General features: G+C 72.4%; 10 protein-coding genes. 4 read left to right on the top strand and 6 right to left on the bottom strand.

Annotated elements, in window-relative coordinates; genetic code table 11:
* The first annotated feature begins 94 nt into the window (after window positions 1-94).
* Window positions 95-739, top strand: coding sequence for a histidine phosphatase family protein (locus tag FB465_RS11900; protein ID WP_145790156.1), 645 nt, complete (start codon window positions 95-97; stop codon window positions 737-739).
* A 67-nt stretch (window positions 740-806) separates the two neighbouring features.
* Here FB465_RS11900 and FB465_RS11895 read toward each other — a convergent pair whose 3' ends face one another.
* Window positions 807-2300: an NsdA family TPR-like regulatory protein gene (locus FB465_RS11895; protein ID WP_145790154.1), complete on the bottom strand. Its 1494-nt coding sequence runs from the start codon at window positions 2298-2300 to the stop codon at window positions 807-809.
* 443 nt (window positions 2301-2743) lie between these two features.
* Here FB465_RS11895 and FB465_RS11890 point away from each other — a divergent pair, with 443 nt between their 5' ends.
* Both FB465_RS11890 and FB465_RS11885 read left to right on the top strand, forming a co-directional pair.
* Window positions 2744-3217, top strand: a complete 474-nt coding sequence (locus FB465_RS11890; protein ID WP_246192625.1) for a hypothetical protein — start codon at window positions 2744-2746, stop codon at window positions 3215-3217.
* 93 nt (window positions 3218-3310) lie between these two features.
* Window positions 3311-4234 carry a spermidine synthase gene (locus FB465_RS11885; protein ID WP_170290570.1) on the top strand — a complete coding sequence of 308 codons (924 nt, stop codon included), beginning with the start codon at window positions 3311-3313 and terminating at the stop codon, window positions 4232-4234.
* Window positions 4235-4279: 45 nt separating this feature from the next.
* Here FB465_RS11885 and FB465_RS11880 read toward each other — a convergent pair whose 3' ends face one another.
* From FB465_RS11880 to FB465_RS11860, 5 genes are all read right to left on the bottom strand, one after another.
* Window positions 4280-5023 (bottom strand): hypothetical protein, encoded by a 744-nt coding sequence (locus FB465_RS11880; protein ID WP_145790153.1) that lies wholly within the window; start codon window positions 5021-5023, stop codon window positions 4280-4282.
* Window positions 5024-5084: 61 nt separating this feature from the next.
* Window positions 5085-6536: a GH1 family beta-glucosidase gene (locus FB465_RS11875; protein ID WP_145790151.1), complete on the bottom strand. Its 1452-nt coding sequence runs from the start codon at window positions 6534-6536 to the stop codon at window positions 5085-5087.
* A 46-nt stretch (window positions 6537-6582) separates the two neighbouring features.
* Window positions 6583-7461 (bottom strand): carbohydrate ABC transporter permease, encoded by an 879-nt coding sequence (locus tag FB465_RS11870; protein ID WP_246192624.1) that lies wholly within the window; start codon window positions 7459-7461, stop codon window positions 6583-6585.
* Between the two features lie 2 nt (window positions 7462-7463).
* Window positions 7464-8471 (bottom strand): carbohydrate ABC transporter permease, encoded by a 1008-nt coding sequence (locus tag FB465_RS11865; protein ID WP_145790148.1) that lies wholly within the window; start codon window positions 8469-8471, stop codon window positions 7464-7466.
* Between the two features lie 129 nt (window positions 8472-8600).
* Window positions 8601-9926 carry an ABC transporter substrate-binding protein gene (locus FB465_RS11860; RefSeq protein WP_145790146.1) on the bottom strand — a complete coding sequence of 442 codons (1326 nt, stop codon included), beginning with the start codon at window positions 9924-9926 and terminating at the stop codon, window positions 8601-8603.
* A 509-nt stretch (window positions 9927-10435) separates the two neighbouring features.
* On the opposite strand from FB465_RS11860, the gene FB465_RS11855 reads away from it, so the two are divergent.
* Window positions 10436-11506 carry a LacI family DNA-binding transcriptional regulator gene (locus tag FB465_RS11855; RefSeq protein ID WP_145790144.1) on the top strand — a complete coding sequence of 357 codons (1071 nt, stop codon included), beginning with the start codon at window positions 10436-10438 and terminating at the stop codon, window positions 11504-11506.
* Window positions 11507-11563 lie beyond the last annotated feature (57 nt).

Raw genomic sequence — 11563 nt, 5'->3', positions numbered from 1 at the left:
CCTACCCGGAGGTAACCGGCGAGTAGGGAATCATGGGACCCGGCACTCAATGGTGAGACCGGCCACTGCCACCCCAGCTGCGAGGAGTCCCCCCATGCCCGCCCGCATCGTGCTCGTCCGGCACGGCGAGACCGACTGGTCGGCCACCGGCCGCCACACCGGCCGTACCGACATCCCGCTCACCGAGGAAGGCCGCGCGATGGCCCGTGCGCTCGGCGCACGGCTGGCGCAGGCGCCCTGGAACGGCCTGCCCGACGCCCTCGTTTACACCAGCCCGCTCTCCCGGGCCAAGGAGACCTGCGAACTGGCCGGCTTCGGCGACCGGGCCGTCGACCGCCCCGAACTGATGGAGTGGGACTACGGCCGGTACGAGGGCCGCACCGGCCACGACATCCGGGCCACCGACCACCCGGGCTGGCTGATCTGGCGCGACGGGGTGCCCGGCGGCGAGAAGCTCTCCGAGGTCGCGGCCCGGACCGACACCTTCCTCGCCGGGCTCAACGACGAGCACGGTGTGCCGCACCCGGACACCACCACCATGCACGGAGCCGACCGTGACGTGGTGCTCTTCGCCCACGGCCACCTGCTGCGCATCCTGACGGCCCGTTGGCTCGGCCTGCAGCCCGAGTACGCCCAGCGCTTCAAGCTCGGGACGGCGGCGCTCTCGGTGCTGTCCTGGGAGTACGGGCTGCCCGCCGTGGAGGTCTGGAACGACCTCAGCCACCTGCAGGAGGGCTGACACGGCCCGGACCGACCCGGCTTGACGGTGTGTCAGGCCGGAGCGGTCCGGGGTACGGATCTACGGGTCAGGCCGCGATCGCGGTGTCGTACTCGGCCAGGAACGCGCCGACCTCGGGTACCGTCCGGTGGGCGCGCAGGTGGCCCGCGGTGTCGGCCAGCATGCCCCGGATCCGGGCCGAGCGGACCTCGGCGAGCAGCAGGACGGCGGCCGAGCCGTGTCCGGCCGCCCCTGCCAGGTCACCGCGGCCGAGCCGGTCGTGAGCCAGCTCGGCGGTGTAGAGCACCCGGTTGCGGACGAAGTGCGGCGCCTGCAGCGCTATGGCACGGCAGGCCCGCTCGCTCGCCCGGTCCCACTCGCCCAGCGCCGACCAGCACTGCGCCTCAAGACCGGCGATCTCGGCCTCCCCGAAGAAGGACATCCACTCCGGATCGGCCTCCGACTCGCCCCGGTCGAACAGCGTGTACGCCCGGCCCAGCGCCCGTTCGCAGGCGGACCGGTCCTGCAGCAGCGCCCAGCCGCCCGCCTCGCGCATCGCCAGCAGCGACAGCAGCCGGTCCGAGTCCAGCCTGCGGGCCGCGGCCTGGCCGGCCTGGGCCGCCCGCAGCGCCTCGCGGGGGCGTCCGGCGTCGCGGGCCAGGAAGGCGCTGTTGCAGAAGACGTGGGCCTCCAATGACGCGTCGTTCGCCATCCGGGCGGTGGCCAGTGCCTCGGCGTAGAAGGAACGCGCGTCGGCCGGCCGGTTGGAGTCGTGGGCCAGCCAGCCGACCGAGATCGCCAGCTCGCCGGCCCCGGCCTGGAGCCGCCGCTCGGTGGCCGCACTGTACTCACCGTCGTTCAGCAGGACGTACGCGCTGCGCAGGGACTGGCCCGCCAGCTCGAAGAGCGCGTCCGCGCCGTGCGCGTCGTCGAGCAGGCGGATGTCCCGGACGGCCTGCTCGACACCGCGAACCTCGGCGGCGCCCACCCTGCGCGGCGGGGGAGCGGCCTGGCGGGGCAGGCCGGACAGGGTCAACTGGGACAGCGTCACCTCGGTGCGGGACGGCCGGGACTGGTCCGACTCGGTGCGGACGGAGTCGGATCGGGGGGTTGCGGCCTCGGCCGGCCCGTCAAGGCCGAGCACTGCCGCCAGGGCGGTCGAGCCGCCGCTCAGGAACGTACGGCGACGCACGTCGTCGTTCTCCTCGTCGGGATGGTGCGAATCGTTGAGCAGGAGCACGCCACCGATCCCGAGTGCCGACGCGGGAGACGGGGCGGTCTCCCCCGTACGGCGGCGGACCGCCGTACGGGGGGCGAAGCCGAGCTCCTGCAGCGAGCGGTCCGGCCACATGTGCCGGAACACCCGCTCGTACGCGTAGTTGGGACAGCGGATCTCGCCGGCCTCGACCCGCCCCACGTAGCGGGCGTCGCAGGACACGTGCTCGCCGATCTCGCGGGCGGCCCGGCGGATCGCGGTGGCGAACTCGCCGGGGGAGCGATCCCCGCGCAGCTCGCGCATCGCGGTGTTGGGGGCGGCGGCAGCCGGTGAGGGCTGCGGTTCGAGGGATCTCGTGGCTGCCATGCTCTGCGCTCCGAGCTAGTGCTGAGAGGTCGTGCCGGGTGGTGCCTTGTGCTGGTCCTGCGGTGGTCCTGCGGTGGTTCGTGATCGGTGGTTCGTGAGCTGTGGTGCGGGGTCCGGTACCGAGGGGTTGCGGCCGCGGGTGGCGGCAGATGCGGAGGGGCCGGGGCGGGCCTGGTGGGAGCGCCGCGGCGATGGCACGACAGTACCGGGAGTCATGGCTCGAATACGGCGAGTTGCCGGATCATGTGCGGTCAATTCGGCATATTTCCGGCAGCGTTGCCGAGTTCTGCCATGAAATGCCATTGCTTGCTGTACGTCCCCCCGTGGCCTCCGGCACACAAACAGCGTTGTCCTGATACGTGGAAGCCTCGGCTCGCACCCCCAACCGATCACGCGATCGAGCAGCTCGGCTTCCGACCTGACGAGGTGACAGGAGGGCCCCCATGGCCACCGGAGTGCCGCAGTACCGACGCCTGGCCGCCGGAGGAGTGCTCCCGGGTGTCGCGCCCGCCCTGGTGCCGGACGGCGGGGGCGGCGGTGAGCCGTCGTGCCTGGGAGGCGGCGGCGCCGCCGCGCATCCCGTGCCGACCGGGTACGACACCGTCACCGTCCCGGTCCGGCACGGTCTGGAGACGGTCGACATCCTGCGGCTTCGCAGGGCCTGCGGGGCGGTGCTCCAGACGGCGGGCGGGTCGGCGATCGCCTTCCTGGTCCCGGCCGGTACCGCCGAGCGCTGGCACCTGCCCGGCAGCACCTGTACGGCGGGGGCCGTCCTTCTCCCGCCCACCGATCCACGGTGGGTGATGCCCCCGTCGGGTCCGAACAACCTGGTCCGCCCCACGGACGCGTGGGTGCTCCGCTCGGCCCTCTGCGAGGCCGCCTGCACACTGACTGCGGGCGGCCTCGGCCCGTTCTGACCCATGGGTGTCGGGCAGGCCGTCCCCGGTCGGCAGCTCCGAGCTGCGGCTTCGCCGTCGGCCCCGGCTCCGATCCCGGCGATAATGGTCGCCATGGGACGCAACAGGGCCGGCAGGGCTCGTACCGAGGCCGAGCCGACGCCCGCCGCACCCGGTGGTGCCTCCGGCGGCGCCCGGGTGCACGCGCAGGGCCCGCTGGCCCGCCCGGTCGACACCGGTCTGGCCGAGCTCGTCCCGGACCGTGACCGCGCCCGGGCCTGGACGCTGCTGGTGGACGGTGCGCCGCAGTCCCTGGTCGACCTGGCCGACCCGACGTACCTGGGCTTCGAGTACCAGCGCAGGCTCGGCCACCTGATCGATCTGGCCGCTCAGCCGGGCCGGCCGATCACCGTGCTGCACCTCGGCGGCGGCGCCCTCACGCTGGCCCGCTACGTCGCCGCCACCCGCCCCCGCTCCCGTCAGCAGGTCGCCGAGATCGACACCGCGCTGACCGAACTCGTCCGCACGGAACTGCCGTTGGAGCGCGGCTGGCAGATCAAGGTCCGCGGCTCCGACGCCCGATCGGTCCTGGAGCGCGCCCCGGAGGGCGCCGTGGACCTCGTGATCGCCGACATCTTCGCCGGCGCCCGGGTGCCCTCCCACTGCGCGACCGTCGAGTTCGCCGCGCTGGCGGCCCGGGCGCTGTCCCCCGGCGGCCGGTACGCCGTGAACATCACCGACGGATCGTCACTTCTCTTCGCCAGGTCCCAGGTGGCCACCCTGCGCGCGGTCTTCCCGGAGGTCTGCCTGGTGGCCGACCCGGCGGTGCTGCGCGGCAAGCGCTTCGGCAACCTGATCCTGGCCTCAGCCCATCAGCCGCTGCCGCTCGAAGAGTTGGGCCGCCGGGTGGCCTCCGACTCCTACCTGGGCCGGGTCGAGCACGGTCGCGCGCTGGCGGACTTCACGGCCGGTGCGGCGCCCGCAACCGACGCCACGGCTGCCCCGTCGCCCGCGCCACCGCCAGGGGTCTTCCACTGACGGAGGCCTGCCGTCGGTCGCCTTGCGCGCCGCCGGAAGGCCGCCTCAGTGGCCGCGCGGAATGCCGCGATGCTTGTACATGGCGGCGCCGGTGAGCAGCAGTCCCGCCGCGATCGGGACCAGGACGGCGGTGAGGTCGCCGTCGGTGTCCACCGGGTAGGCGGTGGCGAGAGCGATCCCGTCCTCGGGAGCCGGCTGCTCGGGGTTCTGCAGCCGTACCGCTGCCGATTGCGGGCCGGCCGCGCCCACCGGGCCCGGGCCGGTACGGATGGCGGCGAGGTGGGCGGTGCCCGCCACGGCATCGCTCGTGCGCTGGGCGGGAAGCCCCGCCTCGGTGGCCGTCCGGCTCTCGGCGCCGGGTGTGGCGGCGCGGGAGGCACGCGCGGCGCCGTCCCCCCGGGGCTGCGGGGGGACGGCGGGGAGCAGCACGGCGGCGATCGCGAAGGCGTCGGGCACCGTGGTGGCCTGCCCGGGGAGCGGCAGGCCACCCGCCCTGATCCGGTCCTGCAGCACCTGCCCGACGGGTGCCGCCTGGCGCTCCAGCGCCGGTACGGCCGTGCCGGTCAGCTGGTCCAGCAGCGCGGGCGCGTCGGCCCGGCTGACCAGGTCCGTCGCGGGCTCGCCGGCCGCGGCGTACGCGCTGGTCATGCCGAGGCCGAGCCCCCACACATGGGCGAGCACCGCGCTGCCGGCCGCGAGCGTCCGGGTCCGGGGTCGGGGCAGCCGGCCGCTGCGATGCGCGGTGGGGGCTGCTGCGGACTGGGGTGGGACCGCTCGATTGGCTCGCACGTGAGGAGAGAACGAGCGGGCCCTACGTAAAGTCACGCATTGTGGTGACGTAACGTAATCGTCACAGCTCAGGGCTCTGGGGGAGGCCGCCCCGGCGGATCACCTCGGCGTACCAGCGGGCGCTGGCCTTCGGGGTGCGGGCCAGGGTCCGGTAGTCGATGTGCACGGCTCCGAAGCGCTTGCCGTAGCCGTACGCCCACTCGAAGTTGTCCATCAGCGACCAGAGGTAGTACCCGCGCACATCGGCGCCGGCCTCGACGGCCCGGGCCACGGCGGCGAGGTGGCCGTGCAGGTAGCTGATTCGTTCGGGGTCGTCGACGGCGCCGTCGGGGCCGACGGCGTCCTCGAAGGCCGCGCCGTTCTCGGTGACCAGCATCGGGAGGCCCGGGTGGGCGCGGTGCACGTCGAGCAGCAGGTCGGTGAGGCCGGAGGGGTCGATCGGCCAGCCCATCGCGGTGCGCTCGCCGGGGGCGAGGTGGAACGCCACGTCCTCGGCGCCCGGCCAGGGGGAGGCCTCGCTGGCGCCGTGGCCGTCGTGGCGGGGGAGGTCCTTGGCGTTCTCGGCGGAGGAGACCACGGTCGGCGTGTAGTAGTTGATGCCCAGCAGGTCGATGGGCCGGGAGATCTCGGCCGGATCGCCGGGTTGCACCAGGCTGTCCCAGTCGACCAGGTGGGCGGTGTCGGCGAGCAGGTCCTCGGGGTACGCGCCACCGAGGATCGGGCCGGTGAAGACGCGGTTGCCGACCGCGTCGATCCGGCGGGCCGCCTCGCGGTCGGCGGGGTCGGTGGTGAGCGGGCGGATCTGGTGCAGGTTCAGGGAGATGGCGGTCCGTGCGGAGGAGGGCAGGGCGCTGCGGAGGGCGCCGACGGCCAGGCCGTGGCCGAGGTTGAGGTGGTGCGCGGCCCTGAGCGCGTCGGCGGGATCGGTGCGGCCGGGGGCGTGCACGCCGGAGCCGTACCCGAGGAAGGCGCTGCACCAGGGCTCGTTGAGGGTGGTCCAGATGCCGACCCGGTCACCGAGGGCCTCGGCGGCGAGGGCGGCGTAGTCGGCGAACCGGGCGGCGGTGTCGCGGGCCGGCCAGCCGCCGAGGTCCTCCAGGTGCTGCGGGAGGTCCCAGTGGTAGAGGGTGGCGACGGGGGTGATGCCGTGGTCGAGCAGCTCGTCGACCAGGGCACGGTAGAAGTCCAGCCCGCGCTCGACGGCCGGGCCGCGACCGGTCGGCTGGATGCGGGGCCAGGAGAGCGAGAAGCGGTACGAGGTCAGGCCCAGCTCGGCCATCAGCCGGACGTCCTCGCGGAAGCGGTGGTAGTGGTCGACCGCGGTGTCGCCGGTGTCGCCGTCGAGCACCTTGCCGGGGGTGTGGCTGAAGGTGTCCCAGATGGACGGGGTGCGGCCGCCTTCGGCCACGGCTCCCTCGATCTGGTACGCGGCGGTGGCGGCTCCCCAGGCGAAGCCGGGCGGGAAGCTGCTTCCGGTCGGGGCCTGGACGGTGTGCGATTCGGTGGTTGTCATGCGGGAGCGCTCCCATGAAGTGTGGTGGGCGGCCTGAGGACGTCGGTCAGCTCTTGACTGCGCCGGCCGTGATGCCGCCGACGATGTGCTTGCCGAGCAGGGCGAAGATCAGCAGCAGCGGGAGGGTGCCGACCAGGGCGCCGGTCATGATCACGGCCTGGTTGATGTCGTGACCGCTGCCGCCGCCGATCGCGGACAGGGCGACCTGCACGGTCGGGTTCTGCTGGGTCAGCACCACGAAGGGCCAGAAGAAGTCGTTCCAGGACTGGACGAAGACCAGCATGCCGAGAACGGCCATCGCGGGGCGGGCGATCGGGAGGACGACGTGCCAGATGATCCGCAGACTGTGCGCCCCGTCCACCCTGGCGGCCTCGATCAGCTCCACCGGCAGTGCCTCGACCAGGAACTGGCGCATGAAGAACACCCCGAAGGCCGCCACCAGCGAGGGCAGGATCACCGCCTGCAGCTGGTTGCCCCAGTGCAGGCCGGTGATGATCCGGTAGAGCGGGATCACGCTGAGCTGCGGCGGGATGGTCATGGTGGCCACCACCAGGGTGAGCAGCGCGTTCCGGCCGCGGAACGGGAGCTTGGCGAAGGCGAAGCCGGCCAGGGTGGAGAAGAGCACCGTGCTGAGCGAGACACAGCCGGCCACGACGGTCGAGTTCAGCAGGGCCGTGCCCATGTCCGCCTGGTCCCAGGCGGTGGTGATGTTGTGCCAGAGCTGGCCGCTCGGCACCAGCGGCGGAGGCGACTGGGCGACGCGCTCGCCGGTCGAACTGGCCGCGACGAACGTCCAGTAGAGCGGGAAGAGCGAGACCGCGGCGGCCAGTGCGAGCACCACGTAGGCCACCGGACCGGCCTTGTCGTGGTCGCCAGCGCCGGCCCGGAATCGGCGCCTGGGCGCGGTGGAGAGGGCGGTGGTCACGGTCAGCCTCCCAGCTTGGAGCGGTTGCGGCGGGCGATCAGGAGGTTGACGGCCCCGATCAGGAGCAGGATCAGCAGCATCGTCCAGGCGACGGCCGACGCCCGGCCCAACTGGCGGCTGGGCCAGCCCAGTTCGTACATGTAGAGACTGAGGGTCTGGAACTGGTGTGCGGAGCCGCCGCTCACCCCCACTCCGCCGCCGAACAGCATCGGCTCACCGAAGAGCTGGGTGGCGCCGATGGTCGACACGATGATGGTGAACAGGATGGTGGGGCGGATGGACGGGATGGTGACCTTGGTGAACTGCTGCCAGCGGGACGCCCCGTCCAGGCTCGCCGCCTCGTACAGGTCCTTGGGGACGGCCTGCATCGCGGCGAGGTAGATCAGCGCGTTGTAGCCGGTCCAACGCCAGGTCACGATGGTGGAGATGGCGATCTGGGACGGCCAGGTGTCCGCGTACCAGTCGGTGTGCTCGATGCCGGCCAGCGAGAGGAACCAGTTGATCATCCCGTAGTCGGGGTTGAAGAGCTGGACGAAGACCAGTGTCGCGGCGGCGATCGAGGTCGCGTACGGGGCGAGGATCGCGACCCGGAAGAAACCCCGGCCGCGCAGACGGTAGTTGAGCAGGTGGGCCAGGCCGAGGGCCATCAGCAGCTGCGGGACGGTGGAGATCACGCCGATGGTGAAGGTGTTGCGCAGCGCGTTCCAGAACTGGTCGGTGTCCCAGAGCCGGGTGTAGTTGTCGACGCCCCGCCAGTCCATCACGTCGGTGTTCAGCAGGTCGACGCGGTGGAGGGAGAGCCAGCCGGTCCAGATCAGCGGGAAGAGGCCGAAGGCGGCGAAGCAGAGGAAGAACGGCGCGATGTACGCGTACGGGGAGGCCTTGAGGTCGAGCCGGTACAGGCGCGAGCGCCAGGCGGAGCGGGGTGGTGCGGCGGCGGGGCCGGTGCGCCGGGGGGCGCTGGGCGGGGCCGAGCCGTCCTCGGCTGCGGCTCGGATGGAGGTGGCCACGGGGTGTCCTTCCCGGGGGTGGCTGGTGTTTCAGGCTGGTGCGGCGGCGTCCGGCTGAGTGCGGGAGCTGTCCGGCCGGGCGGCGTGCTCGGCCGGACAGCTGGTTGAGCGTCAGATGTGCTTCCGGGGTCAGCCGTTGACCTTGTCGGCGATGAGCTTGTTCACGTTGGACCAGGCCTTGGCGGGGTCGGTGCCGTGCTGCTCGATGTCGAGGATGCCGTTGTCGGTGATGATGGTCTTCACCGTGCCGTCGTTCTCACCGATGGCCGCGGGCAGGATGCTCTGCGCGGTGGTCGCGTAGATCTGGCCGGTCGGGGTGTCGCCGAAGTAGTCCAGCTTGGCGCTCTGGACGGCCGGCAGCTGCAGGCCCGCGGTGGTCGAGGGCAGGTTGCCCACCTTGGTGAAGACCTTGGCCTGCTGCTCGGGTGCGGTCAGCCAGGCGGCCAGGGCGGCCGCCTCCTTCTGGTGCTTGCCGGCCTTCGGGACGGTCAGGAAGGCGCCGCCCCAGTTGCTGGCGACGGGGGCCTGGGCGATGTCCCACTTGCCCTTGCCGGAGTCGCCGGAGTACTTGCTGATGATGCCGGTCATCCAGGACGGGCAGACCACGGTGGCGAACTTGGCGTTGGTGAAAGCGGCGTTCCAGTTGTCCTGGAACTGCCGCAGCCCGGCGCTGATCTTGGCCTGCGAGGCGCTGACGGCGATGTCCCAGGCCTTCTTGACGCCCGCGCTGTCCTTGTAGACGAGCTTGCCGGAGGCGTCCGAGTACTGGTCCTTCTCGCTGGACAGTGCGGCGTTGAACAGGCCGCTCGCGGAGTCGGTGAAGAAGGTGCCGGCCGGAGCCTTGGCCTGGTACGTCTTGCCGGCCTCGACGAACTTGCTCCAGTCGCCCTGCCAGAGCTTGCCGACGGACTCCCGGTCGGTGGGCAGGCCGGCCTGCTGGAAGAGGTCCTTGCGGTAGCAGACGGCCATCGGGCCGATGTCGGTGCCGAGGCCGATCAGGGCGCCGTTGGCGGTGGTCGCCTGCTTGGACTTCCAGGGCAGCCAGGCACCGGCGCTGACGCCGTCGGCCTTGCCGAGGTCGGTGAACTTGTCGCCCAGGGTGCCGGCGGCCTGGGCGATGTAGCCGACCTCGACGGCCTGGATGTCGGCGAGGCCGCTGCCGGAGGCGAGGTGGGTGGTCAGCGCGTCCCAGTACTTCTGGCCGTCCTGGGTGGTGTCGTACTTGATGGTGATGTTCGGGTGGGCGGCCATGTACGCGTCGTACAGCCCGGCCTCCTTGTAGCCGAAGGTCCCGAAGTCGCCGACGGTGAGGGTGATCTTCTCGCCGCCTGCGGCGGAGGACGAGCCGTCGGAGCCGCTCTTGGCGCTGCTGCTGCAGCCGGTGAGCAGGAGGGCGGTGGTGGCGAGTGCGGTGGTGGCGAGGACGGCGGCTCTGCGGGGGCGGGTGGTGCGCATTGCGGTCTCCTTGTTCCGGGTGGGGCACGAGGTTCCGGGGTGGGGCGTGGGTTCTGCGTGGGGCTCGGGTCTTGCTGCGTGGGGTTCTGCGGTCGCTTCTGAGTCGGCTTATGCGTGGGGTGCTGGGTCCGCGAGAGTTCGGCGGGTGGTGCGGGCAGTGCGGGCTGTGCAGGCGGTGCTTCGAGTCGTTGATCGAGCGGTGTTCCCGGCAGCCATTCGCCGCTAGAGTGTGGGAGCGCTCCCACGAGGCATGCCGGAAGGTTCCTGTGTCAGAGGGGCGAGTGTCAAGACCAGAAGTCGGATCCGTTGCCGGAGCGTGTCCTGGCGGCGGCGGACCCGTGGGCGAGCGGTGCCGCCCCGGGACCGTCAGGGCAGGCGAAGCTGCAGTTGGCGGGCCTGATCACGGCCCGGGGGGATCGGTCGGGGCCGGAACCGGCCACAATGAGCAGCAACCGAGATGAGCGGTAACCGGGACGGCCGGTCCCGGGAAGATCTCCAAGAGGTGAGCGATGAGCCAGACCGCACAACGCCCCGCGGGGCCCCGGGGCAACTCGGGCGCGAGCGGGCGAGGCTCGGCGCGACCGACCCTGGAGGAGGTGGCCGCTCTCGCCGGCGTCGGACGCGGCACGGTCTCCCGCGTGATCAACGGCTCGCCCCGGGTCAGCGACAAGGCCCGCGAGGCGGTCCAGACGGCGATCGCGGAGCTCGGCTATGTGCCGAACCGGGCGGCCCGCACCCTGGTCACCTCCCGGACCGACTCCATCGCGCTGATCGTCCCGGAGGCGGAGACCCGGCTCTTCTCCGAGCCGTACTTCTCGGACATCATCAGCGGCGTCTCGGCCGAACTCGCCGAGACCGACATGCAGCTGCTCCTGATCCTGGTCCGCAACCAGCGCGAGCGGGAACGACTTTCGGCCTATTTGCGGGCGCAGCGGGTGGACGGCGTACTGCTCGTGTCGGTGCATCAGGACGACCCGCTGCCGAGCCTGCTGGAGAGCCTGGAGATCCCCTCCGTGCTCGCCGGGCGGCGCAGCGACCTGGAGCCGCTGAGCTACGTCCACGCGGACAACGCGGGCGGCGCCCGGATGGCCGTACGGCACCTGCTGCGGCGCGGCTGCGAGCAGGTGGCGACCATCACCGGGCCGCTGGACATGGAGGTCGCCTGGGCGCGTCTCGGGGGCTACCGGCGGGCGCTGGAGGAGGCCGGACGCCCGTACGAGGAGGAGTTGGTGGGCCTGGCCGACTTCACCGAGGAGGGCGGCCGGCTGGCGATGCGTGAGCTGCTGGAGCGCCGGCCCGGGCTGGACGGGGTCTTCTGCGCGTCGGACGTGATGGCCGCCGGGGCGATGCAGGTGCTGCGGGCGGCCGGGCGGCAGGTGCCGGGCCAGGTGGCCGTGATCGGCTTCGAGGACTCGATCGTGGCCCGGCACACCGATCCGCCGATGACCAGCGTGCGCCAGCCGACCGAGGAGATGGGGCGGACGATGGTGCGGCTGCTGCTGGACGAGATCGCCGACCGCGGGCGGGCCCGGCGGCAGGTCGTGCTGGCCACGGAGCTGGTGGTGCGGGACTCCGCGTAGCTCCGGTACGGGGAGGGCGGCTTGGGCGGCCGTGGGCGGCTGACCGGAGCTCTCCTG

This window comes from Kitasatospora atroaurantiaca, assembly GCF_007828955.1.
GTDB lineage: Bacteria > Actinomycetota > Actinomycetes > Streptomycetales > Streptomycetaceae > Kitasatospora > Kitasatospora atroaurantiaca.
This window is presented reverse-complemented; position numbering and strand designations above follow the sequence as displayed.